26 protein-coding genes are annotated in these 24,762 nt (G+C 68.5%); 15 read left to right on the plus strand and 11 right to left on the minus strand.

Going from position 1 to position 24,762, the window contains the following annotated elements; translation table 11 throughout:
* Positions 1-9 precede the first annotated feature (9 nt).
* The 4 genes from rsmG to AC0KXF_RS12435 all read left to right on the plus strand — a co-directional run bounded on the left by rsmG (position 10) and on the right by AC0KXF_RS12435 (position 3,220).
* Positions 10-654 carry a 16S rRNA (guanine(527)-N(7))-methyltransferase RsmG gene (gene rsmG / locus AC0KXF_RS12420; RefSeq protein WP_473109483.1) on the plus strand — a complete coding sequence of 215 codons (645 nt, stop codon included), beginning with the start codon at positions 10-12 and terminating at the stop codon, positions 652-654.
* Positions 647-1,561, plus strand: a complete 915-nt coding sequence (locus AC0KXF_RS12425) for a ParA family protein (protein ID WP_255572575.1) — start codon at positions 647-649, stop codon at positions 1,559-1,561. Before rsmG ends, AC0KXF_RS12425 begins: the two co-directional genes overlap by 8 nt.
* Before the next feature lie 3 nt (positions 1,562-1,564).
* The gene (locus tag AC0KXF_RS12430; protein WP_473109484.1) at positions 1,565-2,584 is read left to right on the plus strand and encodes a ParB/RepB/Spo0J family partition protein; all 1,020 of its coding nucleotides are present in this window, start codon (positions 1,565-1,567) and stop codon (positions 2,582-2,584) included.
* Between the two features lie 189 nt (positions 2,585-2,773).
* Entirely contained in the window at positions 2,774-3,220 is a 447-nt protein-coding gene (locus tag AC0KXF_RS12435; RefSeq protein ID WP_223042702.1) for an SRPBCC family protein, read from the plus strand.
* A gap of 188 nt (positions 3,221-3,408) precedes the next feature.
* On the opposite strand, the gene trxA is transcribed toward AC0KXF_RS12435, so the two are convergent.
* From trxA to AC0KXF_RS12450, 3 genes are all read right to left on the minus strand, one after another.
* Entirely contained in the window at positions 3,409-3,732 is a 324-nt protein-coding gene (gene trxA / locus AC0KXF_RS12440) for a thioredoxin (protein ID WP_223042701.1), read from the minus strand.
* Between the two features lie 29 nt (positions 3,733-3,761).
* Positions 3,762-4,688, minus strand: coding sequence for a thioredoxin-disulfide reductase (gene trxB, locus AC0KXF_RS12445; RefSeq protein WP_473109485.1), 927 nt, complete (start codon positions 4,686-4,688; stop codon positions 3,762-3,764).
* A gap of 78 nt (positions 4,689-4,766) precedes the next feature.
* Positions 4,767-6,884: a DUF6049 family protein gene (locus AC0KXF_RS12450; protein ID WP_473109486.1), complete on the minus strand. Its 2,118-nt coding sequence runs from the start codon at positions 6,882-6,884 to the stop codon at positions 4,767-4,769.
* Positions 6,885-6,964: 80 nt separating this feature from the next.
* Here AC0KXF_RS12450 and AC0KXF_RS12455 point away from each other — a divergent pair, with 80 nt between their 5' ends.
* From AC0KXF_RS12455 to AC0KXF_RS12495, 9 genes are all read left to right on the plus strand, one after another.
* Positions 6,965-8,395 carry a CCA tRNA nucleotidyltransferase gene (locus tag AC0KXF_RS12455; RefSeq protein WP_223042698.1) on the plus strand — a complete coding sequence of 477 codons (1,431 nt, stop codon included), beginning with the start codon at positions 6,965-6,967 and terminating at the stop codon, positions 8,393-8,395.
* The gene (locus AC0KXF_RS12460; RefSeq protein WP_473109487.1) at positions 8,395-9,213 is read left to right on the plus strand and encodes a PIG-L family deacetylase; all 819 of its coding nucleotides are present in this window, start codon (positions 8,395-8,397) and stop codon (positions 9,211-9,213) included. The genes AC0KXF_RS12455 and AC0KXF_RS12460 overlap by 1 nt, the downstream gene beginning before the upstream one ends.
* A gap of 153 nt (positions 9,214-9,366) precedes the next feature.
* Positions 9,367-9,729: a 30S ribosomal protein S6 gene (rpsF, locus tag AC0KXF_RS12465; protein WP_473109488.1), complete on the plus strand. Its 363-nt coding sequence runs from the start codon at positions 9,367-9,369 to the stop codon at positions 9,727-9,729.
* Between the two features lie 3 nt (positions 9,730-9,732).
* Positions 9,733-10,275 (plus strand): single-stranded DNA-binding protein, encoded by a 543-nt coding sequence (ssb, locus tag AC0KXF_RS12470; RefSeq protein ID WP_473109489.1) that lies wholly within the window; start codon positions 9,733-9,735, stop codon positions 10,273-10,275.
* 54 nt (positions 10,276-10,329) lie between these two features.
* Positions 10,330-10,590 (plus strand): 30S ribosomal protein S18, encoded by a 261-nt coding sequence (rpsR, locus tag AC0KXF_RS12475; RefSeq protein WP_017884085.1) that lies wholly within the window; start codon positions 10,330-10,332, stop codon positions 10,588-10,590.
* Positions 10,591-10,609: 19 nt separating this feature from the next.
* Complete coding sequence (rplI, locus tag AC0KXF_RS12480) at positions 10,610-11,059, plus strand: 50S ribosomal protein L9 (protein ID WP_223042694.1); 450 nt, start codon at positions 10,610-10,612, stop codon at positions 11,057-11,059.
* Between the two features lie 466 nt (positions 11,060-11,525).
* On the plus strand, positions 11,526-12,902 hold the full coding sequence (gene dnaB, locus AC0KXF_RS12485) for a replicative DNA helicase (RefSeq protein WP_223042693.1): 1,377 nt from the start codon (positions 11,526-11,528) through the stop codon (positions 12,900-12,902).
* A 45-nt stretch (positions 12,903-12,947) separates the two neighbouring features.
* Positions 12,948-13,586 (plus strand): hypothetical protein, encoded by a 639-nt coding sequence (locus tag AC0KXF_RS12490; protein WP_473109490.1) that lies wholly within the window; start codon positions 12,948-12,950, stop codon positions 13,584-13,586.
* Positions 13,587-13,616: 30 nt separating this feature from the next.
* Positions 13,617-13,904, plus strand: coding sequence for an ABC transporter ATP-binding protein (locus AC0KXF_RS12495; RefSeq protein ID WP_473109491.1), 288 nt, complete (start codon positions 13,617-13,619; stop codon positions 13,902-13,904).
* A gap of 55 nt (positions 13,905-13,959) precedes the next feature.
* Here the strand turns inward: AC0KXF_RS12495 and AC0KXF_RS12500 are convergent, their stop codons facing one another.
* The 7 genes from AC0KXF_RS12500 to AC0KXF_RS12530 all read right to left on the minus strand — a co-directional run bounded on the left by AC0KXF_RS12500 (position 13,960) and on the right by AC0KXF_RS12530 (position 22,354).
* Complete coding sequence (locus tag AC0KXF_RS12500; RefSeq protein WP_473109492.1) at positions 13,960-14,817, minus strand: siderophore-interacting protein; 858 nt, start codon at positions 14,815-14,817, stop codon at positions 13,960-13,962.
* A gap of 724 nt (positions 14,818-15,541) precedes the next feature.
* Entirely contained in the window at positions 15,542-16,927 is a 1,386-nt protein-coding gene (gene purB, locus AC0KXF_RS12505) for an adenylosuccinate lyase (protein WP_473109493.1), read from the minus strand.
* A 187-nt stretch (positions 16,928-17,114) separates the two neighbouring features.
* Positions 17,115-18,452 (minus strand): FtsX-like permease family protein, encoded by a 1,338-nt coding sequence (locus AC0KXF_RS12510; RefSeq protein WP_473109494.1) that lies wholly within the window; start codon positions 18,450-18,452, stop codon positions 17,115-17,117.
* Positions 18,449-19,153, minus strand: coding sequence for an ABC transporter ATP-binding protein (locus tag AC0KXF_RS12515; protein ID WP_473109495.1), 705 nt, complete (start codon positions 19,151-19,153; stop codon positions 18,449-18,451). The genes AC0KXF_RS12510 and AC0KXF_RS12515 overlap by 4 nt, the downstream gene beginning before the upstream one ends.
* Positions 19,154-19,273: 120 nt before the next feature.
* Positions 19,274-19,765: a low molecular weight protein-tyrosine-phosphatase gene (locus tag AC0KXF_RS12520; RefSeq protein ID WP_223042686.1), complete on the minus strand. Its 492-nt coding sequence runs from the start codon at positions 19,763-19,765 to the stop codon at positions 19,274-19,276.
* 178 nt (positions 19,766-19,943) lie between these two features.
* Positions 19,944-21,431 carry a Na+/H+ antiporter NhaC gene (gene nhaC, locus AC0KXF_RS12525; protein ID WP_473109496.1) on the minus strand — a complete coding sequence of 496 codons (1,488 nt, stop codon included), beginning with the start codon at positions 21,429-21,431 and terminating at the stop codon, positions 19,944-19,946.
* A 35-nt stretch (positions 21,432-21,466) separates the two neighbouring features.
* On the minus strand, positions 21,467-22,354 hold the full coding sequence (locus tag AC0KXF_RS12530; protein ID WP_473109497.1) for an aminotransferase class IV: 888 nt from the start codon (positions 22,352-22,354) through the stop codon (positions 21,467-21,469).
* 122 nt (positions 22,355-22,476) lie between these two features.
* Here AC0KXF_RS12530 and AC0KXF_RS12535 point away from each other — a divergent pair, with 122 nt between their 5' ends.
* The gene (locus AC0KXF_RS12535) at positions 22,477-23,133 is read left to right on the plus strand and encodes a GntR family transcriptional regulator (RefSeq protein WP_473109498.1); all 657 of its coding nucleotides are present in this window, start codon (positions 22,477-22,479) and stop codon (positions 23,131-23,133) included.
* Between the two features lie 3 nt (positions 23,134-23,136).
* Here the strand turns inward: AC0KXF_RS12535 and AC0KXF_RS12540 are convergent, their stop codons facing one another.
* Positions 23,137-23,568: a phage holin family protein gene (locus AC0KXF_RS12540; protein ID WP_223042683.1), complete on the minus strand. Its 432-nt coding sequence runs from the start codon at positions 23,566-23,568 to the stop codon at positions 23,137-23,139.
* 70 nt (positions 23,569-23,638) lie between these two features.
* On the opposite strand from AC0KXF_RS12540, the gene AC0KXF_RS12545 reads away from it, so the two are divergent.
* Positions 23,639-24,739: a histidinol-phosphate transaminase gene (locus AC0KXF_RS12545; RefSeq protein ID WP_473109499.1), complete on the plus strand. Its 1,101-nt coding sequence runs from the start codon at positions 23,639-23,641 to the stop codon at positions 24,737-24,739.
* The last annotated feature ends 23 nt before the right edge of the window (positions 24,740-24,762 follow it).

Raw genomic sequence — 24,762 nt, forward strand, 5'->3', positions numbered from 1 at the left:
GAGGACGCGGTGAGCGAAATCCAGATCGAGACCGAACCGGCCTCCGCCGCTGATATCGCCGGTGATCGCATCGATGTGCTGCGAGAGTTCGCTGAGGATCTGGGTCGACGGGGCGAGGAGCTCGGCCTCATCGGTCCGCTCGAGCCTCCCCGGCTCTGGACCAGGCACCTGCTCAACAGTGCGATCCTCGCCCCTCTTGTGAACAGGGATGCCCGCGTCGCCGACATCGGCACCGGCGGCGGGATGCCCGGCCTCGTGCTGGCGATCGTGCGCCCGGACGTCTCGTTCAAGCTCATCGAGCCGATGGAGCGCCGGTGCAACTGGCTGAACGATCAGGTCGACCGTCTCGCGCTCGACAACGTCGAGGTGCTGAGGGGGCGCGCCGAGGAATATCACGGCGCATTCGAGGTCGACCAGGTCACGGCTCGGGCTGTGACCGCGCTGCGCAAGCTCGTGCCGCTCACCGCTCCCCTGCTCCGCGACGGCGGCGAGATGCTCTTCCTCAAGGGCTCGTCCGTGCAGGAGGAGATCGACGCTGCCGAGAAGGTGCTGCGCAAGCACCGGGTGCGTGAAATCGCCGTCGAGGAGCTCGGTTCGGGGCAGCTGACGGAGACCACTCGCGTATTTCGAGCTAAAATCGGTACTCATGGCTGAAGCGGAGAAGACGCTCGTCGGCGACCACCTCGTCGACAAGATCCGCCGACGCCGCAAGCTGGCCGAGACGGTCTCGCCGCTCCCCGAGGAGACGCGGGTGATCACGGTGTCGAACCAGAAGGGCGGCGTCGGCAAGACCACGACCACGGTGAACCTCGCCTCCGCGCTCGCTCGTCGCGGAGCGCGTGTGCTGGTCATCGACCTCGACCCGCAGGGCAACGCCTCCACCGCGCTCGGTGTGCCCCACCGGCCTGAAGTGACGAGCGTGTACGACGTGCTGCTCGGCGACAGCAGCATCGAGGACGCGCTGCAGCCGACCACCGACCACGAGAACCTCTTCTGCGTGCCGTCGACCATCAACCTCGCCGGCGCAGAGATCGAGCTGGTCTCACTGGTCGCCCGTGAGCAGCGCCTGCGCACGGCCCTGCAGACCTTCCTCGCTCAGCCCGAGCACACGTTCCACTACGTCTTCATCGACTGCCCGCCGTCGCTCGGGCTGCTCACCGTCAACGCCTTCGTCGCCGCCGACGAGGTGCTGATCCCGATCCAGTGCGAGTACTACGCCCTCGAGGGTCTGAGCCAGCTGCTCGGCAATATCCAGCTGATCCAGAAGCACCTCAACCCGGAGCTCGCGATCTCGACGATCCTGCTCACCATGTACGACGCGCGCACCAATCTCGCTCAGGAGGTCGCCGGCGAAGTGCGAGCGCACTTCCCCGAGCAGGTGCTCACTGCGGTGATCCCCCGCTCGGTGCGGATCTCCGAGGCCCCGAGCTACGGGCAGACGGTGCACGCGTACGACGGCGGCTCGATCGGTGCGCTCGCGTACCTGGAGGCGGCCGCCGAGATGGCGGAGCGCGGCGCGAAGCCGCACGAGGCAGACACACACGAAGACGGAGAGGCATAACGCATGGCGACGAAGAAGCGAGGCGGGCTCGGCCGCGGGATCGGTGCACTCATCCCGCAGGCGCCCTCGGCGGGTGAGCGCCCCGTCGACGTGTTCTTTCCCGCCAACAACGGGGCGGCCGCGGTGGCGGCTGCCGAGAGCGAGAGCGCCGCGGCGGCCGGCGCCGAGCAGACCGAGCAGAATGAGTCTCCCGAGCTGCAGGAGGTGCCTGGAGCGCAGCTGACGCGTCTGCCGGTCGCCGACATCGTTCCGAATCGTCTGCAGCCCAGAACGGAGTTCGATGAGGAGGCGCTCGAGGAGCTCACGCACAGCGTGCGCGAGTTCGGCGTCTTCCAGCCGGTCGTGGTGCGCGCCATCGAGCCGCAGCCGGCCGAGGGCGAGCCCCGGTACGAGCTCATCATGGGCGAGCGCCGCCTGCGCGCGTCGAAGCGCGCCGGCCTCGACACCATTCCCGCGATCATCCGCAGCACCGCCGACGAGCACATGCTGCGCGACGCGCTGCTCGAGAACCTGCACCGTGCGCAGCTGAACCCGCTCGAAGAGGCCTCGGCCTACCAGCAGCTGCTCTCCGACTTCGGCATCACCCAGGAGCAGCTGGCCGAGCGGATCGGTCGGTCGCGCCCCCAGATCTCGAACACGATCCGACTGCTGCGCCTGCCGGAGCAGGTGCAGACCCGTGTCGCGGCCGGCGTGCTGTCGGCCGGGCACGCGCGGGCGATCCTCTCGCTCGACGGTGACGGTGAGGCGATGCAGCGGCTCGCCGACAAGATCGTCAACGAGGGCATGTCGGTGCGCGCGGCCGAGGCGGCGGCCTCCGAGGAGCCGAAGCGCAAGACCCCCCGGCCCCGCGCGGGCGGCGTGCAGGCGCAGCTGGGAGAGATCGCGGATCGGCTGGGCGATCGCTTCGATACTCGCGTGGCCGTGAAGCTCGGCGCGAAGAAGGGCCAGATCATCATCGACTTCGCGACGATCGCCGACCTCAAGCGCATCCTCTCGGAGCTCGGCGACCCCGGCTTCAGCTGATCGCTCGTTTCGACCGAAGCAGAGGGACCGGTGCGCCAGTGCGGACCTGCGGTGCCGTTGTAGATCTCTCGTACCGTACGAGAGATCTACAACGGTACGAAAGATCTACAACGGCGGGGCGTACGAGCGGTCACGTGAAAGCACCCCTGCGGGCCTGGGCCTCGCGGGCCGTTGTGATTGACTGGCACCATGACTGATGAGAACCGAGTCGTGCACGCCGAGCGCATCATCGACGCCGATGCCGCCGAGCTCTTCGAGCTGATCGCCGATCCCGTGCAGCAGCCGCGCTGGGACGGCAACGAGAATCTGGTCGAGGCGGCCCCGGACCAACGGGTGCGGGCAGTGGGCGATGTCTTCGTGATGCGGATCCACAACGGCCAGGACCGGGAGAACCACGTGGTGGAGTTCGAGGAGGGGCGGCGGATCGCGTGGAAGCCGTCACCGGTCGGCGAGCCCCAGCCCGGTCACCTGTGGCGCTGGGAACTCGAGCCGCGGCGCGAGGGCGGCACCCTCGTGCGCCACAGCTACGACTGGACGGGACTGTCGGATCCGGGGCGCTTCGACCGCGCGCGGCAGAACACCCCGGAGACGCTCAGCGCTTCGATCGACCGTCTCGCGGCTATCGTCGAGCGGTAGCGGCCCGCGCGGGGATGCGCGGCGCTCTCCCCCGGAACCGAACGGGATCGGGGTAAAACGAGAGCGGCGGTGCGATCATCGGGGAAGCGTGCGCATCAGGGTTGGCGCGGCGCGACGAAGGAGCGACGCGCCGGAGTTCCCTGCCTAGCACGCGGCCGATGATCGCACCGCCGCGAGGGGAAAACGGACTAGATGATCCCGTTCAGGTGCTCCTCGATCATGGGCTTCGGCATCGCCCCGATGATCTCGCGCACCTCTTCACCGCCCTTGAACACCTTCATCGCGGGGATGGAGGTGATGCGGTACTGGGCTGCGAGGTTCGGGTTCTCGTCGACGTTCAGCTTCACGATGCGGAGCTTGCCATCCTGCTCGGCGGCGATCTGATCGAGCACCGGCGCGACGGCGCGGCACGGACCGCACCAGGCGGCCCAGAAGTCCACGAGTACGGGAATGTCGCTCTGCAGCACGACCTTGTCGAAGGTCTGCTCGTCTACGTTGATCGTTTCTGACATGGTGTCTCTCCTTTGAATCCGTGTGATGGTCAGCCGTCGAGTGCGGCCAGGTGGTGTTCGGCGTCGAGTGCGGCGATGGTGCCCGAGGCGGCTGCGGTGATGGCCTGGCGGTAGGTGGGGTCCACGACATCGCCCGCCGCGAAGACGCCCGAGGCCGAGGTGCGCGAGCTGCGACCCTCGACGGCGATGGTGCCCTCGGGGGTGAGGTCGAGCTTGCCGTGCACGAGGTGGGTGCGCGGATCGTTGCCGATCGCGATGAAGAGGCCCTGGAGCGGGAGTTCGCGCTCGGAGCCGTCGACGGTGCTGCGCAGCGACACCCCGGTCACCTCGCTCTCGCCGTGGATCGCGGTGACCTCCGAGTTCCAGATGAACTCGATCTTCTCGTTGTCGAATGCGCGCTGCTGCATGATCTTCGAGGCCTTCAGCTCTTCGCGGCGGTGGATCACGTAGACCTTCTCGGCGAAGCGGGTGAGGAAGGTCGCCTCCTCCATCGCGGAGTCGCCGCCGCCGACGACGGCGATCGTCTTCTCGCGGAAGAAGAAGCCGTCGCAGGTGGCGCACCACGAGACGCCGTGGCCGGAAAGCCGATCCTCATCGGCGATGCCGAGCTTGCGGTAGGCGGATCCGGTCGCGTAGATCACGGTGCGCGCCTCGTGCATGCTACCGTCGCCGGCGGTGACGCGCTTGATGTCGCTCGAGAAATCGACCTCGACGATGTCGTCGTAGACGACCTCGGTGCCGAAGCGCTCCGCCTGCTCCTGCATCTTCTGCATGAGGTCGGGGCCCTGGATGCCCTCGGGGAAGCCGGGGAAGTTCTCGACATCGGTGGTGTTCATCAGTTCGCCGCCGATGGCCACGGAGCTCGCGAAGAGCACCGGCTTCAGGCCCGCGCGAGCGGCGTAGATGGCCGCGGTGAACCCGGCGGGGCCGGAACCGATGATGATGATCTGGTGCATGAAGCTCCTCGCGCACGATGCTGGTCAGAGGGGCGGCCTGCGGCCGCTGCGGACAGTACAACCAATCCTAGGCGCGGCCTATTCCGAGAGGCTGGTGACGCGCGCTGCGGAGGCGGCGCGGCGACGGCGCACGCTGCGCCAGATCCCGAACCCGAGCAGCAGCGCGGCGAGTACGCCGAGCGTCGTGAGCGCGATGGTCTCGACGCCGCTGCGGACGGAGATGGCCAGGGTGCCGGTGAAGACGGTCAGGTCGCCCGAGGCCGCGCCGACCGTGACGACGAGGCCGGACTCCCCGGAGGAGACGCGGCTGTTCACCGGTACGAGCACGCGCTCGTTGCCCTCCGGGGGAACCAGTACGCCCGAGAAGTGCGGCTCGGCGACGGAGAGAACGGCCGAAGCCGGAACCACCTGAACGTCGACCGACGCCTCGAACGGAAGCGAGTTGTGCAGCTGCACGGGCACGCGCGTCGACGCCCCGACGAGTTGCATGCGCTCGGTGGTGATGCCCTGCACCCCCTGAAGCAGTTCCGCGTCGCGTTCCTGGTACCGTGCCGCCACCTCCTCGAAGGCGGCACCGGGCGCCGCATGCCGGGTGGCGAACAGCTCGAGCAGGCGGGCGCGCTGGTAGCCGCTGAGGTACTCGGGGTGCACGAGCACCGCTCCGAGTTCGCTCACCGAGGATTCGCGGCCGACAGCGGCGCGGAGCAGCTCCCGGCGCTCCTCGAGCGTGTCCGAGCCGCGGAGCAGCGCCTCTCCCTCGTCGAGGGCGCCGATGGCGGTCGGCTCCACCCAGCCGAGTTCGCGCAGTTGGGAGATGAGAAGCGCGGGATCCTGAGCATCGGCTGTCGCCCCGCGGTCGAGCCCGAGCACGAGATCCTCTGATCCGCCCTGCGCTGCGAGCAGCAGGTGGGCGGAGAGTCGCGAGAGGCCGGCGGCGCGTTCGACCTCCCCGGAGGCCGAGAGCGCGGTGCGCGCGGCGTCTGCCAGCGCGGCATCGGTGACGATCGCGGATCCCTGCTCGAGAGAGACCCTGGGGCCGCCGCTCGCCCGGTCGACGTTCTCGGAATCGAGCACCACGGAGTCGATCTTCGAGAGCCGCAGCAGCTCGAACGTGCCCTGATCCACCGACCCCTCGGCGGGCCAGGCCATGGGCTCCGCCTCGTTCCAGCTCAGCAGCTCGTCGAGGGTCGGCAGTGGAGGGTCGGCATCGGTGCCGGTGGTATCGTCGGAGCCCTGGTCGGCCTCCCCGTCGGCTCCGTCGGCGCCAGATTCGGAGGACGATTCGGATCCCGTTGTCTCGTCGGGCGCGGGCGTCCCGGAAGCGGCGCTGCCGAACCGTGACACGAAATCGAGGCTCGTGGGCTGCAGAAGAGAGGTGAGGCCCAGGTCGGCCTGGGCCGAGGGATCCGCATCGGCGAACTGCAACAGGAAGTTCGGCGGCGGGGTCGCCTCGAGCCTGGCGAGGAACTGCCGAGCGGGCGCGGGGGCCTCGTCGCCGTAGGCACGGATCCCGGCGATGACCCGCGGATCGATGGCGAGCGTCGCCTGCGCGGCGCGGGCCTGATCGAGCAGATCCGACCACCCCGGCGCGAGCTCTCCGAGCTGCGGCCGCGTGGGCAGTGTGCGGATGTCGTCGGGGAGCACGATCGGCACGATGAGCCCGAGGCGCACGGAGGCCGCGGTCGCCGGATCCGATCTGGTCCCGCCGGAGCTCTCCCACGCGAGTGGCACGGTGACCTCGAGATCCGGCGCGATCGAGGCGCGCAGCAGGTAGACGCCCGACGGGGTGGTGGAGGTGAAGGGAAGCCGATCCCGTGACACCGTGATGGTGAGCGACTGCTCGGAATCCGGGGCCGTGGGGCCGATCTCGGCCTCCCCGAGCTCGACCGGGCGCTCGGGGAAGACCCCGTCGAGATCCTCGATGGATTCGAGCGGGCGGGGGTCGACCTCGAGCCGGACCGTCCCCTCCGGGAGCTGCTGCTCCCCCGGGTTGCCGATCTGCACATCGATCTGCAGCTCGGAACCGGGGCTCCGCATCACGGGTTCGCGAGGCGCCGCGACGAGCGTCGCCGCTGTCTCGATCGGTGGTTCGTCTACGGTCTGCGCCGCCGCTCCTGCGGTGCCGAGCACGCTGACCGCACCCAGCGCGAGCGCCGCCGCGAGGAAGAGGTCGCGGAACCGGGGTAGCGAGAGCATGGGCAACAGTTTAGGGCGCGCCCTCTTGAGGCGGCCCGGCGCTCCCGCGTGCCATGCGGATGCCCGGGTACCCTTGAGGGATGCCAACCCTTGCCGAATCCATGGAGGCGCTGCGCACGATCGCGGCCTCCGCCCCCGTCGCGACGCTCGCGAGAGCCTTTGCCGATCAGGGGCATGAGTTCGCACTCGTCGGCGGCCCGGTGCGCGACGCGCTGCTCGGCAGGTCGGTCACCGACCTCGACTTCACCACGTCCGCGCGGCCCGAGGAGACGCGCGCGATCCTCGACTCCCTCACCAAGAACGTCTGGGACGTCGGCCGCGACTTCGGCACCATCGCGGCCAGAGTGCACGGCGAGACCGCGGAGATCACCACCTACCGCGCCGACACGTACCGCGATGATTCCCGCAAGCCGGAGGTGAGCTTCGGCGACACCATCGAGGGCGACCTCGTGCGTCGGGATTTCACGATCAACGCTCTCGCCCTCATGCTTCCCGAGATGCGCCTCGTCGACGTCTCGAACGGCGTCGAGGATCTCCTGGCCGGGCGGATCCGCACCCCCGGCTCTCCCGAGTCGTCATTCACCGATGATCCGCTCCGCATGCTGCGCGCGGCTCGATTCGCCTCTCAGCTCGGCTTCGAGGTGGAGCCGGAGACGCAGGCGGCGATGTGGGAGTTCTCCGAGCGCCTCGACATCATCTCGGCTGAGCGGGTGCGCGACGAGTTCGTCAAGCTGCTCGCGACCGCCGATCCGGTGCCCGGCATCCGACTGCTGGTCGACACCGGACTCGCCGAGCGCTTCCTGCCCGAGCTGACGGCGCTCATCGCCACGCAGGACGACCACGGCCGCCACAAGGACGTCTACGAGCACAGCCTCACGGTGCTGCGCCAGGCGATCGACCTGGAAGGCGACCGGGACCACGAGCCCTCCCCCGATGTCGTGCTGCGGATCGCGGCACTGCTGCACGACATCGGCAAGCCCGCCACGCGGCGTTTCGAGCGCGGTGGCGTCACCTTCCACCATCACGACATCGTGGGCGCGAAGCTCGTGAAGAAGCGACTGCGGGAGCTGCGCTTCGATAACGACACGATCAAGCGGGTCGCGCGCCTCGTCGAACTGCACCTGCGCTTCTTCGGCTACAGCGATCAGCAGTGGACGGACTCCGCGGTGCGCCGTTACGTGCGCGACGCGGGCGAAGAGCTCGAGCGCCTGCACATCCTCACGCGCGCCGACGTCACGACCCGCAACCGGCGCAAGGCCGAGCGGCTCGCGCACGCCTACGACGACATCGAGCGCCGCATCGACGAGCTCGCCGAGGCCGAGGAGCTCGCGGCGGTGCGTCCCGAACTGGACGGCGAGCGGATCATGGCGCTGCTCGGCATCCCGCCGGGGCCTCTCGTGGGGCGCGCCTACAAGTACCTGCTCGAGGTGCGCCTCGACGAGGGGCCCATCGGCGAGGCCGCGGCCGAGGAGCGGCTGCGCGCGTGGTACGAGCAGAACGGAGCTGAGTGATGCAGGATCCGAAGGCGTGGTTCGACGGCCGTGCACGGGTGATGTTCGTGCACGCGCACCCCGACGATGAGACCATATGCACCGGAGGCACGCTCGCCGCGCTCTCCGAAGCGGGGATGGAGCCGCTGCTGGTCACACTGACGCGGGGCGAGCAGGGCGAGGTCGTCGCCGGGCCGCTCGAGGCGCTCGCCGCGACGCACGGCCTGGCGGTCGTCAGGCAGAACGAGCTGCGTACGGCTCTCGGCATGCTGGAGGTCGAGCGGCACTCCTTCCTCGGAGCCGAACCCGCTCGAGCGGAGGGGCTTCCCCCCTATATCTACGAGGACTCGGGCATGGCGTGGGGATCCGACGGTCGCGCGACCGCAGCGCCCGATGCGAGCCCCGACGCCCTCACGAGCGCCCCCGCCGTCGAGGCGCTGAACGATCTGCTCGCCGCCGCCTATCAGGCCGGTGCCCAGGGCATCGTGAGCTACGACGACGGGGGCGGATACGGGCATCCGGATCACCGCCTCGCCCACAGGCTCTCGCGTGCGGTAGCGCACGCGCTGGGTCTCCCCTTCTGGGAGATCGTCGCGGATCCCGATTCCTCGGCTTCCGCGACGGATCCTGGGGCCGAGGGATCCGATCCCCACTCTCCTAACGATCCCGACTCCCCCGCCGAGGCCGTCGAGCACCACGACGTCTCCGCCTGGCTGGATCGCAAGGTCGCCGCACTGCGCGCGCACGGCACCCAGCTCACGGTCGACGGCGACGACATCGTGCACGTGGGCGGTCAGCGCGAGCCGATCGGCCGGATCGAGAGCTTCCGCCGGCTCTAGGAGGCGCGCGGGATGACGAACAACGCCTGCGAGTGCTAAGCTGTTCTAGTTGTCTGCGCGCGAGCGATCCGCTGAGTGCGCGGGCACGAAGCATAAACACCCTCCTGCCACAGAAATCCTGTGGCCGTGAAGTCCGAAGGAGGTGGGTCAGTAATGCATCCGTACGAACTCATGGTGATCCTCGATCCGGGTATCGACGAGCGCACCGTGGCCCCCAGCATGGAGAAGTTCCTCGGCGTCATCCGCAACGCGGGCGGCGAGATCGAGAACGTCGACATCTGGGGCAAGCGCCGTCTCGCATACGAGATCAAGAAGCAGTCCGAGGGCATCTACGTCGTGGTGAACTTCTCTGCGACCCCCGAGGCGACCGCAGAGCTCGACCGTCAGCTGGGTCTCTCCGAGGCCGTGCTGCGCACCAAGGTGCTGCGTGCCGACGAGCTCATCGCCCAGCGTGCCGCTCAGGCCAAGCGCGATCAGGCCAAGGCCGCTCGCGCCGCCGCGAAGGTGGGCGTGTAGCTCATGGCCGGCGAGCCGCTGATCACTGTCGTCGGCAACCTCGTTGCCGACCCCGAGCCGCGTGTCAGTCAGGCGGGCAATTCGTGGGTGACCTTCCGGATCGCCTCGACGCCGCGCGTGCGCGACCGTCAGTCGGGCGAATGGTCTGACGGCGAACCGCTGTGGCTCGGATGCCGCGCGTACGGCGAGTACGCCGATAACATCGCGGCATCGCTCACGAAGGGCATGCGCGTCATCGTGCAGGGCCGTCTCACTCAGCGCAGCTACACCGATAACCAGGGACAGCAGCGCACCTCCCTCGACCTCGAGGTCGAGGAGGTCGGTCCGTCGCTCCGCTTCGCCACCGCCCAGGTGAGCCGCGGTCAGTCGCGCGGGCAGGTCGGCGGTTTCGGCGGCGGCAACGCCAACCAGCCGCAGGGCCAGAGCAGCTGGGGTCGTCCCGCGGCGCAGCAGCAGGAGAGCAACCCGTGGACCAACCCCGGTCAGGGCGGCAACTCCAGCGGAGGCGATTTCGGCGGCGGCTTCGACGACGAACAGCCCTTCTAAGGCAGAAAACTTCTTGATCCGGGCAACCGGATCGCATCACGAAAAGAGACCAATATGGCAGGCAAGTCCAGCGGCGCAGGCCGCAAGCCGGGTCGGGGTAAGAACGCCAAGACCCTCGCACCCGCGAAGAAGCAGACCGTCGGCGTCATCGACTACAAGGATGTCGCGACGCTGCGCAAGTTCATCTCTGAGCGCGGCAAGATCCGCGCCCGCCGCATCACCGGCGTGTCCGTGCAGGAGCAGCGACTGATCGCGAAGGCCGTGAAGAACGCCCGCGAGATGGCGCTCCTCCCCTACGCCGGCTCCGGCCGCTGAGCCGCAAGGAGTACACATCATGGCGAAGGTAATTCTCACGAACGAGGTCCAGGGCCTCGGTTCCGCCGGTGACGTCGTTGACGTCAAGAACGGCTACGCACGCAACTTCCTCGTGCCGCAGGGATACGCGGTGCACTGGACTCGCGGTGGCGAGGCTCAGGTCGCACAGCTCCGCGCCGCCCGCGAGGCGCGCGCGCTTGCTTCGGTCGAGGACGCGCAGGCGCTCAAGGCCAAGCTGCAGGAGGGCAAGATCCGCCTGTTCGCGAAGACCGGTGCCGAGGGCCGTCTGTTCGGCTCGGTGAAGCCCGCTGCGGTCGCCGCCGCGGTCTCCGAGGCCGGCATCGGCGAGGTCGACAAGCGCAAGATCACGGTGCCGACGATCAAGTCCACCGGCGAGTACGAGGCCGTCGTGCACCTGCACGAGGGCGTCGATGCCAAGGTGACGCTGCAGGTCATCGCGCAGCGCTGATCCCCGACGCTCGAACGGGGCGGCGATCCTTCGGGATCCCGCCCCGTTTTTGCATCTCACGGCCTGAATCGTCCGCTATCCGGGCGATGAACAGGGTGTGAATAACGCAGCGCGCGCGGGCGCCCTCGGCGCTTTGACAGGAGCGGATCTTGCCGCTAGTTGTCCACATCTGGAGGGCGCCCACAAGCCTCAATCTTTACCTGAAACTTGAATAACTTTTTGCCTGTGGAAAGTTAAAATACCTGATCAAAGGCATTATGGTGGGATTCATGCACAAGTCATCCACACCTTGTCCCCAAGCATGTGGAAAAGATGTGGCTCAAACCGGCAAGTTATGCACCGAGTTATCCACAGGGCGGATCTGCGTTCATTTGAGCAGTCATCGAGGTGCTCGTACCGTGAATGTCTGGGGTCTCGTGTCTCATCAGTGGGTAACAGACCCGGACAACGAATAAGGAGCCGTCGAGTGTCGATCGCACACCTGGGAATATCGGATCCGTTCAGCGAAGAAGAGGCCCGTGGGCAGGAGCGCACCCCGCCTTACGACCTGCTCGCCGAGCAGAGCGCGTTGGGCGGCATGCTGCTGTCGAAGGACGCGGTCGCCGACGTGACGGGGCTGCTCAAGGGTGCGGATTTCTATGTGCCGAAGCACGAGGTCATCTACGAGGCCGTGCTCTCGCTGTACTCGAGGGGCGAGCCGACCGATGTGATCACGGTCACCGATGAGCTCACCAAGGCGGGCGAACTGCAGCGCGCGGGCGGCGCGGAGTACCTGCACACGCTGACGAGCATCGTGCCCACCGCGGCCAACGCGGGCTTCTACGCCGAGATCGTCGCCGAGAAAGCGCTGCTGCGCCGCCTCGTCGAGGCGGGCACCCGCATCGTGCAGATGGGCTATGCGGGCGAGGGCGAAGCAATCGACCTCGTCAATGTCGCCCAGTCCGAGATCTACGGCGTGACCGGCGAGAGCCAGGGCGAGGACTACGTGCCGCTCTCGCTCGCAGTCGACGCCGCGCTCGACGAGATCAACAAGGCCAACGGCGCGGCTGACGGCATGCTCGGCGTGCCGACCGGCTTCAGCGAGCTCGACGCGATGACCAACGGCTTCGCCGGCGGTCAGATGATCATCATCGCGGCGCGTCCCGCCATGGGTAAGTCGACGCTCGCGCTAGACGTCGCCCGCAATGCCTCTGTGCACGCCGATGCCCCCACGGTCTTCTTCTCGTTGGAGATGGGCCGCGCCGAGATCGCGATGCGTCTGCTGGCGGCCGAGGCGACCATCCCGATGCAGACGCTTCGCAAGGGTGCGCTCGACAACCGCGACTTCCAGAAGCTCGCTGCCACGCAGGCGCGCATCGCCGAGAAGCCGCTCTACATCGACGACAGCCCCAACCTGACGCTCGTGGAGATCCGCGCCAAGTGCCGCCGCCTCAAGCAGCAGCACGGCCTCAGGATGGTGGTCATCGACTACCTGCAGCTGCTGTCGAGCGGCAAGAAGGCCGAGAGCCGTCAGCAGGAGGTCAGCGAGTTCTCGCGCGCGCTCAAGCTGCTCTCGAAGGAGCTCGACGTGCCCGTGATCGCGCTGTCACAGCTCAACCGTGCCTCCGAGCAGCGCGCCGATAAGATGCCGGCGATCAGCGACCTCCGCGAGTCGGGCTCGCTCGAGCAGGACGCCGACATGGTGATCCTGCTCCATCGGGAGGCGGTGGGTGATCGCGACAGCCCTCGCGCCGGCGAGGCCGACTTCATTCTCGCCAAGCAGCGCAACGGCCCCACGGGCACGGTCACGGTCGCGTTCCAAGGTCACTACTCCCGCTTCCAGGACATGCCGCAGGGGGTGTGAGAGCCGATCGCGCGATCAGCGAGTTCGCGGAGGAAGGCGATAGACTTGAGCACGAAGAAAAGGGGTGTCATGTCCGCTGCTGTATCGAGCGCTGCGGAGTCGACGACCCCGCAGGTCGCCTCCCGCTCCGTGAGACTGCTCCGTGTCGGCGTGCTCCTGCTCGCGGGCATGACGATCGCGTTCAGCGCGACAATGCACGAGCAGCTCGGCTTCGATCTGGGCGTCTCAGCGGCGGCACTCGGGGCGATCGGCATCGCGCACCTGGTCGAGTGGAATGCGCGCCGCTCATCCGCGCCGAGCATGCTGCCGCTGCTGCTCGGCATCGTCGCGGTGGCATCGGCCGTCGCGCTGTCGCTGAGCGGCTCCGTGATCGGATTCTCCGTGACCATCGCGGTCTGGTCGCTCGTCAGCGGGTTGCTCGAGTTCATCGGCGCCGCGGTGCAGCCCGGCAGCCGGCAGGATTCGACACTGCTGGGAGCGGCGGGTGTGCTGCTCGCACTGCTCGCACTGCTCGCGCGTGAAGACCAGGTCGCGGTGCTCGGTTTCTTCGGCGCCTACGCGGTGATCGCGGGTGTCTTCCTCGGCATCTCCGCTTTCGACAGCCGCTCTTCCGATGCGCGCCGCTCCGCGACCGATGCGAGCCCGGCGGCGTCCGCCGAGCAGCCCTCGGCCGACGCCGACTGAATCTCCCCCTCACCGACCCGAAAGCAGACGATGACTGAGCCCACCGAGCCCGCGCCGCACGATCCCGTGACCCCGTCGCGCCGTGACCGCCTGCGACCGCTCGAGCTCCTCGGGTTCTCCGCGGTGCTCGGCGTCTTCGCAGGGGGCATCGTGTTCTTCGCCACGCGCGACTGGGTGCTCGCCCTCGTCTTCCTCGGCGTCGCATTCATCGTCTCGGTGATGATGGTCGCACTGGTCGGGCTCGGCGGCAAGCCGAGCCAGGAGGATCTCGAGGCGCGCAAGGATCTGCAGCGCCCCGACAGCGACAAGTGGCATTGAGCTGGCGAGCGCGCGCCCCGGACGATGGAACCGTCGAGGGCGCGCGCCGGGCGTCTCAGTCCTCGGGATCCTCGGGGTCGATGGGCGCATGGTGGTCGAAGTTCGCTATGCCGCGCTTCCAGTAGCCGCTGAGCGCGTACTGGGCCCGCGGGATCCCGTATTCGTACTTCACCAGTCGGCGCAGGGGAATGAGGCGGCTCGCCTCGCCGGCGGCGAACAGGTAGGTGCCCTCGTCGATGCCCGCATCGGCTGCGGCATCGGCGAGGGTGCCGAAGGCTTCGCTGACCGTCACCTCGCGTCCGCTCTGCTCGCGCAGGTAGGCCTCGATCCACTCGAGGTCGGCGGGGGAGGCGTCGGCGATGACCTCGACCTCGGTGCGCTCGGGAACCTCGGCGATCCAGCGGGTCGCGGAGGGCAGAGCCGAGGGATCCACGATCAGCAGCAGGCGGTCCGCGCCCTGCGGCGCGCGCACCGAGCCGCGCGGGCCCACCACGACGAGACGGTCGCCCGGCTTCGCGCTCGCGGCCCAGGCGGAGGCCGGCCCCGGGTCCGGGTGCTGCAGGAAATCGACGTCGAAAGCGCGCAGGCCCGTCTCGGGATCGGTGCGAAGGTTCAGCGGGGTGAAGTCGCGGGGGAACATCGGAGCTTCGGGGCGCACGATCCCGTCCTCGCCGGGGCCGACCGGGGTGGGAGCGACGAGTTCGCCCGTGATCGGGTGGGGGAAGAAGAGCCTGGCGTGATCCGCAGGCCCGTCTGACACGAAGTCGTGCAGGTCGGGGCCCGAAAGCGTGATGCGGATGAAGGGCTCGGCCGGGGAGCTCACCGCGGTAACAGCGACCTCTCGGGCGGTGAAGCGGTGGCGCATCCGCTCGCGGGCGAATCGATCGGCGGCCGGGATCTGCTGCTCGGGCACAGGCGTCCTTTCATCGGATGTTTCCTCCGGCCACTCTGGCACATATCGCTCCGAAGCGCCAAGGGCGGGGTCTCGGGTGCGGGCGGCGCGAACTCGGCACCGACTGCGCCGAGAGGCGGATTTTGCACGCCGGATCGCGGTCTGACGTGCAAAATCCGCCGCTCGAAGCGATAACGGTAGGGATCCGACCCATGCCGGGAACTGGTCGGGGATCAGCCCATCGCGGCTGCGTCGAGGTGGACGGCCTCGAAGTGGTGGCCGTCCGGATCGACGAACGCGCGGTTGTAGAGCCAGCCGAGGTCGATCGTGTCCGTAGCCGAGTTCGTGGACCACCGCGGTGATCGACGTGCCGGTCTGCAGCAGTATCGCCGCCTCCCGCGCGCGTTCGATCTGATGGATCGCGGTCTGCAGTGCAGTGCCGTGCGCGAACACGATCCCGAGCGCCGATCCCTGTCCCGGTAGATCCACTAGTGAGGGGTCGTCTCCGGCCTGCGCACCGAATCGGATCCGCGATGCTCGGTGTTCAAACCGCTCACCCGAACAGTGTCGCACCGTGAGCGCGCCACCGGCTACGCCGAGATACGAATCTTGCACGCCGGATCGCGGTACGGCGTGCGAAATCCTTATCTCAAGGGGGCGGTCGTGGGCTCAGGAAGCAAAAACCGCCCGCACCCCAGGGGCACGGGCGGTTTCACGTGGAACCGGCGGGCAGCGCCGCCCGTGCCTACCGTTGCAGGAAGTCCACGAGGCGCCCCGCATCGCCCACGTAAGTCGCGGGCGTCAGGGCGAGCAGCCGCTGCTTCGCCTCGTCGCCGATCTCGAGCCCCTGCACGAACTCGATGAGTTCGGCCTGGCCGATCCGGCGCCCGCGGGTGAGTTCCTTGAGGGCGGCGTAGGGATCCTTAATGGTCGAGCGCCCGGCGGTCACCTCGGCGCGGATCACGGTCTGGATCGCCTCGCCGAGCACCTCCCAGTTGGCGTCGAGATCCGCCGCGAGCACCTCGGGAGCGGCGTCGATCTGACCGAGGCCCTTGAGGATGTTGTCGAGCGCGAGCACCGAGTGACCGAGTGCGACGCCGATGTTGCGCTGCGCCGAGGAGTCGGTGAGGTCGCGCTGCCAGCGGCTCGTGACAAGCGTGGCGGCCAGCGAATCCAGCAGAGCGTTCGACAGCTCGAGGTTGGCCTCGGCGTTCTCGAAGCGGATCGGGTTCACCTTGTGCGGCATCGTCGAGGAGCCCGTGGCGCCGGCGACGGGGATCTGGCGGAAGTAGCCGATGGAGATGTAGCTCCAGATGTCGGTCGCGAGGTTGTGCAGGATGCGGTTCGCGTGGGCGATCCGCGTGTAGAGCTCGGCTTGCCAGTCGTGCGACTCGATCTGCGTGGTGAGCGGGTTCCAATCGAGACCGAGGCCCTCGACGAACTCCTGCGACACCGCTGCCCAGTCGACCGAGGGATCGGCGGCGAGGTGCGCGGCGAAGGTGCCGGTGGCGCCCGAGAACTTGCCGAGGTACTCGACGTCGTCGATCTGGTTGAGCTGCCGCTCAAGGCGGTGCACGAACACGGCGAGCTCCTTGCCGAGTGTGGTCGGCGTGGCAGGCTGGCCGTGCGTACGGCTCATCATGGGCAGCTCGCGGTATTGCTCGGCCTGGCGGGCGAGCTCGGCGATCACCTTCTCGAAGCGAGGACGCCACACGTCGGCGATCGCCTGCTTGACGGTGAGCGCGTACGAGAGGTTGTTGATGTCCTCGCTCGTGCAGCACACATGGGTGAGCTCGGCGAGGCGGCCGAGATCCATCTCGTCGAGTTTGCCGCGCACGAGGTACTCCACGGCCTTGACGTCGTGCTGCGTGGTCTTCTCGGTCTCGGCGAGCTGGTCGATCTCGGCCTGTCCGAAGTTCGCGGCCCAGGCGCGCAGCGTCGCGAGCTGCGATGGATCGAGCGGGGTGCCGCCCAACAGCGAGTGCTCGGTGAGGTACGCGATCCACTCGACCTCGACGTGCACCCGCGCCTTGTTGAGCCCGGCCTCGGAGAGCGTATCGCCGAGATCGGCGACGGCCGCGCGGTAGCGGCCGTCGAGGGGGCTGATGGGCTGCGGGGGGAGCGGGGTCATGGGTGCCTCTCGGTGGTTCGGATCGCGGGCCGCCTCCCATTCTTCCACGTGGGGCGCGGGCCGCCCATCCTTCGGAGCAGGCCGCTCTTTCGCATCCGATCCCCGGCTCCGATCCGAAAGAGCGGCCTGCTCCGAAGAACGGGACGCGCCTCGCCTCCCGAACTCGCCGAAGGGACGAGGACCGGAGTCACACTGCGGCGGCTACGGAGCGCAGCAGCGGCCGCGTCGCCGTGAGACCCGCCTTCACGAGCAGGATGCCCGCAGCGATCGACGCGAAGACGATCCCGACCGAGAGCGGGGCGAAGATGATCGCGATGCCGAGGATCGGCAGTGTGACGACCGCGGCCACGCCGGCGGAGCCGAGCGCCGCGAGCAGCAGCGGCAGCATCACCGAGCCGTGCCTGGCCGAGTCCTGGGTCTCGAGGGGCGTGCCGAGCATGTCGAGGGATCGGATCACGTCTCGCCGGTCGAGGATGTGCGCGGCCTGTCCGACGCCGACCGAGCAGGCGACGGTGAGGAACGCGCCGATGACGGTGATGAGGATGCCGGTGCGGATATCGGCGGGGAGGAAGACGGCCGAGGGATCCATGCTCGGCTGGGCCAGGTCGGCCTCGTCTACGGAGCCCATCATCGCCATTCCCGATCCGGCGAACACCGCCATGAAGCTCGCCATCGCGACACCCGAGACCTGACGCCAGGCGGCCTTGGGGGAGTCGAGGATCAGCCGGGCCGCGAGCAGCCCCTGCGGATCCTGCGCGCGTCTGGCCTTGCCGCGACCCAGCACGCCGATCAGCCAGGGGCCCACGACGCCGAGCACCGCCAGGGTGCCGCCGAAGATGATCCCGATCACCAGCACCGGCGAGACGAACGCGGGGTCGAAGACGCCGAGATTTCCGATCATCAGGGCGCCGCCGCCGATGACCACGACCGCGATGAGCAGGCGCAACCACGACAGCTTCGGCGCTCCCTGCTTGAGGGCGACGCCGAGCGGCGAGATCGCCACGCGGCGCAGGCTGATCACCGAGCTCGCGATCGCGATGAGGGTGACGCCGAGTACGACGCACAGGGCAGCGACGGGGTGGAGCGCCGCGCCGGCGCCCAGGGGCTCGCCGCGGAAGTGGATGAGGCCGATGAGCGGTGAGGCGGCGTAGGAGAGCAGGATCCCGGCGAACGCGCCGACGAGGGCGACGGCTGCGGCCTCGAGCACGGCGATGACCGCGACCTGAGATCCCGTCGCGCCGAGCAGCCGCAGCACCGCCAGGCGATCGTCGCGTCGCCGCACCGACAGCCTCGCCGCAGCGCCGCCGAGCGAGGCGAGCGGCACGAGCAGCAGCACGAGTGCGATGACCGCGAGCGCCTGGTAGAGGAAGCCGAACTCGTCGGTGTAGGTCCAGAAGGTCTGGGCGCCGCCGAGCACGATGCCGAGCAGCGCGGTCACGCACGCGAAGGCGATCGCCGGTAGCAGCAGTGTGATCCCGCCCTGCGCCGAGGGCCGGGAGAGCAACCAGAAGACGCGCCCGATCATCGCTGCACCGCCCCGGACTGGGATCCCGCCCACTCGTCGCGCACGATCCGCCCGTCGCGCATCTCGACGACTCGCTGGCACTGCGCTGCGACGTTCGGGTCGTGGGTGACGAGCACCAGGGTGCGCCCCTGCCCCACGGTCGTGGAGGTGAGCTCGTGCATGACCTCCGCCGAGGTCGCGGAGTCGAGGGCGCCCGTCGGCTCGTCGGCGAAGACGATGCGCGCCCCGGTGACCTGTGCGCGGGCGATCGCGACGCGCTGCGCCTGGCCGCCCGAGAGCTCGCCGATCCTGCGCTCCTCGAGTCCCTGCAGACCGAGCGCCGCGAGCCAGGAGGCGGCGTAGGGCAGCGACTCCCGCTTGCTCCTGCCGGTCAGCATGAGCGCGAGGGCCACATTCTCGATCGCGGTGAGCTCGGGCACGAGCAGGCCCTGCTGGAACACGAAGCCGAAGTGCTCGCGGCGCAGCTTGCTGCGGTCGGCGTCGCCGAGCGCGGTGATCCGGGAGCCGGCGTAGTCGACGGCGCCCGCGTCGGGCGCGATGATGCCCGCGAGCGTGTGCAGCAGGGTCGTCTTGCCCGACCCCGAGGCGCCCATGATCGCGGTCGAGGTGCCCTCGACGAAACCGAGCGAGACGCCCGCGAGCGCTCGTGTCGCCCCGTAGTCCTTGGTGAGTCCCTGCGCGTGGAGGATAAAATCGTTCATGTCCTCCAGCCTCGCCGCCGGCGGGCCGGTCGGCATCGTGCTGCGGTGCCGAGGTGTGGCACCGCAGCACGATCCTCGAGTGCCGATCGGTGCTCGGCCGGGCGCCTCAGGCCGGGCGCCTCAGGCCCGGCGGGTGAGGTGCTCGAGCAGCGCGGTGCAGCTGCGCTCGATCTGCTCGAGCACCTGATGGAAGGCGTGCTGATCGGAGTAGTACGGGTCGAAGACGTCGGGGTCGCCGGGGCGAGCGGGATCGTGGACCGTGAGCAGGGAGAGGCGTTCGGGATCGGCACCGAGTTCGCGCAGGCGGCGCTCGTGGCCGCGATCGAGTGCGATCAGCAGGTCGTGATCCGCGATGTCGGCGGGGGAGACCTGCGCTGCGCGGTGCGCGCTGCCGTCGTAGCCGGCCGCGGCGAGGGCGGTGAGGGTGCGCGGATCGGCGGGCTCGCCGACGTGGTAGCCGTGCGTGCCGCGAGACGTGACGACGAAGCGCTCGGCGACGCCGGCCTGCTCGGCCATCGCACGGAAGATCACCTCGCCCATGGGGGAGCGGCAGATGTTGCCGGAGCAGACGAAGCTGACATGGAAGGGGCGGATCGGATCGGCGGTGTTCATGCGCCCAGTCTGCCCGAGACCACTGACATCCATCGCCCGAGTGCTTCTGCCCTGCTCGTGCCCGAGCACACGCTGCTCGAGACCTGCCCCGTGCTGACATGCAGGATCTCAGACTGGATTCTGCGACTGCACGCAGAATGACGAGATCATCTCCCTGCACGACCTCTTTTCACGGGGTTCAACGGTCGAAGCGGCCCGACTCGATGACCCGGATCGCCTCTGTCGGGGTAAGGGAGTCCTGCGGGACCTGATCAGTGCGTGGGATGGTGAAGCCGGTGATCCCGTAGAACAGCGAGAAGATCGGGCAGAGGAAGCAGAAGAACGCGAAGGGGAGGTAGTCGATATATGCGACCCCCAGGGCGCCGGCCGTGAAGACCGCGGTCGCGTTCCAGGGGATGAGGGGGCCGGTCATCGTGCCGCTGTCCTCGATAGCGCGGGAGAGGTTCTTCGGCGCGAGCTCCAGCCGCTCGTACAGCGGGCGCATGAACGTCGCGCCCATGGAGACCGCGAAGTTGACGGCGCCGCCGAGCATGTTGAGCAGGAAGGTGATGATGATGGTCGCCGGAACAAGTTTCCGCGGAGTGTCCAGTTTCGGCGCGATCGAGTCGAGCAGCGCCTGCATGATGCCGGCCGACGTGAACGCCCCTGCGATTCCCAGCGCGAACACGACGATCGATGCGAGACCGAGCATTTTGAGGGCACCGCCCGTTTCGCCGCCGGAGAGTAGCTGCCCGAGCGCGCCGATGTCCTCGGGCGGGGTGAAGCCGTTCCACATCGCGGCGGCGACGTCGGCAGCGGGGTAGCCCTGGACCGCCACCGCGACCACTGCGCCGAGAATGGCGCCGATGGCGATCGCGGGAAAGGCGGGCATCCTGAGGACGAGCAGGACGAGCACCACTGTCGGCGGGAGGAGTGGGATCCAGCCGATGTGGAAGAGATCCTGCAGGCCCGCGCTGACCTCGGCGACCTGTTCCGTCCCGGCGGAGCTCTGCCCGTACTGGAACCCGATCACCGTGAAGATCGCGAGGCTGATCACGATCGCGGGCACGGTGGTCCAGAACATGTGCTTGATGTGCGGGATCAGCTTCGAGCCGGCGAGGGCCGGGGCCATGACGGTCGTGTCCGACAGCGGCGACATCTTGTCGCCGAATACCGCTCCGCAGAGGATCGCGCCCGCTGCGATGCCCGGCGGAATGCCCATGGGGATCGCAACACCCATCAACGCGACGCCGACTGTCGCCACGGTGCCGAAGTTGGTGCCGTTGACGAGGCTCGCGATGGCGCTCAGAATCAGGGCGGCCGGCAGGAACCAGGTGGGGTGGATCAGCTGGAGACCGTAGTAGATCATCGAGGGGACTGTTCCCGACATGATCCACGCCGAGATCAGCGCTCCCACCGCGACGAAGATGAGCAGCGGCTGCAGGCCGCGTTTGATCATCTCGAAGCTGGCCTCCTCGGCGGTGTCGTAGGTGACGCGGTGCAGGCGTGCGAGCCCGAGAGCCAGCAGGAAGGCGGCCGCCATCATGAGCGGTAGCGGGGCCTTCAGGACGACGAGTCCGATGACGAGTACGGCGGTGACCGCGGCCAGAGACAGCACCGCCGATATCAGCCGCGCGCGACCCGCTTTCGAATGGGATTGCTCTGCGTGGGTGTGGTTCGCTGTCATGGTTTCCTCACCTTTGAGGGTCTTCGGGGGATGGGTCAGGCGCTGTGCCTGCGCGAAGATACGTCGGCCTTGACATGGGCACGGTACGCGTCGAGCAGACGGCGCCAAACCGGACCGGGCTCACCGGTACCGATCGTGCGCCCGTCGATCTCCACCACCGGGACGAGCTCGCAGACGGTCCCGGTGACGAAAACCTCGTCGGCGCGGTAGAACTCGAAGAGCGAGAGGCGCTCCTCGGCGACTTCGAGGCCGAGCCGGCGCGCCTCCTCCAGCACCGTGCCGCGGGTGATGCCGTGGAGACAAGCGTTGGCGAAAGGCGTGCGCAGCTTCCCGTCGACGACGCAGAAGATGTTGGCGGTGTCCGCCTCTGCGACGAAGCCGTCCGCATCGAGCATGAGGGCGGCGTCGACGTTCGGATCGTTCCAGACTTCGAGACGCGCGAGAATCGAGTTCAGCTGGTTGGAGTGGTGGATGCCGGGGTCGACGACGTGCGGGTAGGGGCGTCGGATGCTCGCGGTGCGCAGGCGCTGGGGCGTCGGGTTCTCGGGGACCGGCTTCTGCTCTGCGATGATGACCAGCGTTCCGGCTGCCGGAGCGTTGCGGGGATCCATGCCCGACGTGCTGCGCGCGCCGCGGGTGCACATCAGGCGGATGTGGGTGTCGTGCGTGAAGTCGTTAGCCTCGAGCGTCGCAGAGATGGCGTTCGCGATCTCTGCGCGCGTGTTCGGGAGGGTGATCCTCAGCGCCTTGGCGGAATCCTCGAGCCGGGTGAGGTGGTCATCGAGGCGCAGCACGACGCCATCGTAGACGCGTAGACCTTCCCAGACTGCATCGCCAGATTGAAAACCTGCGTCGAAGACCGAGACCTTCGCTTCGGAGGCGGCCACGATCTCGCCGGCGACGTAGATCTGCAGTTCGGACATGAGGACTCGCTTTCGAAGGAGGAAATAGATATCGGATACGATATTCCAGCATTGATGCAGTGTCAAGGAAATCGGATACGATATTCGCTGAACAGTCGGGTTCAAGTGAGCGGAGCACGAAGATGGACGGGTTGGTCGGGTACCGGACCAAGGGCCAGCTCGCCTACGAGGAGTTGCGAGCACGAATCCTCGACGGCTCTCTCCGTCCGGGCGAGCGACTGGTCATCGACCAGCTCGCCGCGGCCTTCGGAGTGAGCAAGGTTCCCATCCGGGAGGCGGTGGACCGCCTCATCGGCGAGGGGTGGCTCGAACGGAGCCCGCACATCGGCCCGTTCGTGCCTCTGCTGACCTCAGGAGAGGTGCGTGAGACCGCTGCGCTGCGCGCCGCGCTCGAAGGCGACGCCATCCGCCATGCGACCGTGCATCACGATGAGCGATCCTTGCGAGAAGCGGGTCAGTGCATGGAATCGATGGGCGCCGGAGAGGAAGATTTCGCCGCGCTGAACGTCCGCTTCCATTCTGCGCTGATCGCACCGTGCCCGTACGACCAGCTCCGCAACGCCGCCGTGGAGCAGATGCGCCGCGCTGCGCGTTTTCACACCGTGCTGCGTCTGGGCGACTACGCTAACCCGACCCGGGAAGAGCATGAGGAACTCCTCGAGGCGGTGCGGGAGGGGGACGGGGAACTCGCGTCCCGCCTCACCCGCGAGCACATCCTGGGGGCCGCGCAGAAGCTGGAAGAGCATCTGCGCGACCGCGCGCCCGCGGAAGAGGAGTAGGGCTCAGCGGTCCTTCTTCTTGCCGGTGCCGAGCAACGCGTTCATCAGTCCCGACAGGATCGACATGACCAGGGCCGCGAGCACGCCCCACCAGAAGGTCTCGATACGAAGCCCGAAGCCCGCGAGATCGGAGAGCCAGGCCACGACGGCGAACAGGAATCCGTTCACGATCAAGCCGAATAGGCCGAGCGTGATGATGTAGAGCGGGATCGATACGAAGCGCACTACCTTGCCGAGCGTGCCGTTCACGAGCCCGAACACGAGCGCGACCAGCAGCAGGGTGATGATGTAGCCGATGCGGTAATCGGCTGCAGGCTCGGCCGGAACGTCGCTGATGGGCTCGATCCACACGCCGTGGGCGCCGCTGCCGCCGACGATGAGCGTGGTGAGCCACAGGGCGAAGGCGCTGACGAGAACGCGGACGATGGTGCGCATGGATCCAGTCTGCCACTCGGAGCATCGGATCAGCCGAGCGTTTTCGCCGCACTCACTAGAATGGCGCTTCATGAGCGAAAACGCCGCGCCTCCCGTTCGCATCCGTGCAGACGTGCTCGCCACGCCCGCGTATCGGCAGGGGGCGACGCCCACGAAACCGGGGTTCAAGCTGTCGAGCAACGAGAACCCGTTCTCGCCCCTGCCCGGCGTGCTCGAGGCGATCGCCCGGCGCTCGGAGGAGTCGAACCGGTACGCGGCGGCGGCCATGCCCGAGCTGCGGGCCGGCCTCGCGGGCGAGTTCGGGGTGAGCCTCGACCACGTGCACCTCGCAGCGGGGTCCGTGGCGATCCTCTACCAGCTGGTGCACGCCGCAGCCGGCAGCGGAGACGAGTACCTCTACGCGTGGCCGAGTTTCGAGGCGTATCCCGCGCTCGGTCTCGCCTCCGGCGCCTCCGGCGTGGCGGTGCCGCTGACCGCGGGCGCCGAGCACGACCTCGACGCCATGGCGGCGGCGATCACCGATCGCACGCGCGTGATCCTGCTCTGCACGCCCAACAACCCGACGGGCCCCGCGATCCGCCGCGCCGAGTTCGAGCGCTTCATGGCGCGCGTGCCCTCCGACACCCTCGTGGTGCTCGACGAGGCCTACCGCGAGTTCGTCACCGACCCCGAGGCGGTGCGCGGCGAGGACGTGCTGCGGGATCATCCGAACGTCGTCGTGCTGCGCACCTTCTCGAAGGCGTACGGCCTCGCCGCGCTGCGCATCGGCTACGGCGTCGGGCACCCCGCGATCCTCTCGGCCGCGGCGAGTGTGGGGATCCCGCTCTCGGTCACCGGCATCGCCGAGAGCGCGGCCCTTGCCTCGCTGACGTCCGAGGCCCGCACGGTGCACGCGGAGCGGATCGCGGAGATCGTGCGGCGCCGAGACGCGCTCGCCGCGGGCCTGCGCGAGCTGGGGCTTGCCGTGCCGGAGGCCCAGGGCAACTTCGTGTGGATCCCAGAGGGGGGCGAGCGCGGCGGGATCGCCGACTCGCAGGCGCTCGCCGCCGCCTTCGCCGAGGCCGGCACCCTGGTGCGCCCGTTCGCGGGCCACGGCGTCCGCATCTCGGCCGGCGAGGCGGAGAGCCTCGACGAGGTGCTGCGCGTGGTGCGCGGGTTCCTGGCCGGCTGAGGCGACTGAGCGGCAGACCGGCC

The organism is Leucobacter holotrichiae, from assembly GCF_055791005.1.

Excerpts from the sequence above, each read along its gene's own strand:
- ssb (WP_473109489.1), top strand. The coding sequence starts at position 9,733 with ATGGCCGGCGAGCCGCTGATCACTGTCGTCGGCAACCTCGTTGCCGAC.
- AC0KXF_RS12455 (WP_223042698.1), top strand. The coding sequence starts at position 6,965 with ATGCCAACCCTTGCCGAATCCATGGAGGCGCTGCGCACGATCGCGGCC.
- rpsF (WP_473109488.1), top strand. The coding sequence starts at position 9,367 with ATGCATCCGTACGAACTCATGGTGATCCTCGATCCGGGTATCGACGAG.
- AC0KXF_RS12460 (WP_473109487.1), top strand. The coding sequence starts at position 8,395 with ATGCAGGATCCGAAGGCGTGGTTCGACGGCCGTGCACGGGTGATGTTC.
- AC0KXF_RS12530 (WP_473109497.1), bottom strand. The coding sequence starts at position 22,354 with ATGTCCGAACTGCAGATCTACGTCGCCGGCGAGATCGTGGCCGCCTCC.
- AC0KXF_RS12510 (WP_473109494.1), bottom strand. The coding sequence starts at position 18,452 with ATGATCGGGCGCGTCTTCTGGTTGCTCTCCCGGCCCTCGGCGCAGGGC.
- AC0KXF_RS12495 (WP_473109491.1), top strand. The coding sequence starts at position 13,617 with ATGACTGAGCCCACCGAGCCCGCGCCGCACGATCCCGTGACCCCGTCG.
- nhaC (WP_473109496.1), bottom strand. The coding sequence starts at position 21,431 with ATGACAGCGAACCACACCCACGCAGAGCAATCCCATTCGAAAGCGGGT.
- trxA (WP_223042701.1), bottom strand. The coding sequence starts at position 3,732 with ATGTCAGAAACGATCAACGTAGACGAGCAGACCTTCGACAAGGTCGTG.
- AC0KXF_RS12435 (WP_223042702.1), top strand. The coding sequence starts at position 2,774 with ATGACTGATGAGAACCGAGTCGTGCACGCCGAGCGCATCATCGACGCC.
- AC0KXF_RS12450 (WP_473109486.1), bottom strand. The coding sequence starts at position 6,884 with ATGCTCTCGCTACCCCGGTTCCGCGACCTCTTCCTCGCGGCGGCGCTC.
- AC0KXF_RS12545 (WP_473109499.1), top strand. The coding sequence starts at position 23,639 with ATGAGCGAAAACGCCGCGCCTCCCGTTCGCATCCGTGCAGACGTGCTC.
- purB (WP_473109493.1), bottom strand. The coding sequence starts at position 16,927 with ATGACCCCGCTCCCCCCGCAGCCCATCAGCCCCCTCGACGGCCGCTAC.
- rpsR (WP_017884085.1), top strand. The coding sequence starts at position 10,330 with ATGGCAGGCAAGTCCAGCGGCGCAGGCCGCAAGCCGGGTCGGGGTAAG.
- AC0KXF_RS12540 (WP_223042683.1), bottom strand. The coding sequence starts at position 23,568 with ATGCGCACCATCGTCCGCGTTCTCGTCAGCGCCTTCGCCCTGTGGCTC.
- AC0KXF_RS12425 (WP_255572575.1), top strand. The coding sequence starts at position 647 with ATGGCTGAAGCGGAGAAGACGCTCGTCGGCGACCACCTCGTCGACAAG.
- AC0KXF_RS12520 (WP_223042686.1), bottom strand. The coding sequence starts at position 19,765 with ATGAACACCGCCGATCCGATCCGCCCCTTCCATGTCAGCTTCGTCTGC.
- AC0KXF_RS12535 (WP_473109498.1), top strand. The coding sequence starts at position 22,477 with ATGGACGGGTTGGTCGGGTACCGGACCAAGGGCCAGCTCGCCTACGAG.
- trxB (WP_473109485.1), bottom strand. The coding sequence starts at position 4,688 with ATGCACCAGATCATCATCATCGGTTCCGGCCCCGCCGGGTTCACCGCG.
- AC0KXF_RS12430 (WP_473109484.1), top strand. The coding sequence starts at position 1,565 with ATGGCGACGAAGAAGCGAGGCGGGCTCGGCCGCGGGATCGGTGCACTC.
- rplI (WP_223042694.1), top strand. The coding sequence starts at position 10,610 with ATGGCGAAGGTAATTCTCACGAACGAGGTCCAGGGCCTCGGTTCCGCC.
- AC0KXF_RS12515 (WP_473109495.1), bottom strand. The coding sequence starts at position 19,153 with ATGAACGATTTTATCCTCCACGCGCAGGGACTCACCAAGGACTACGGG.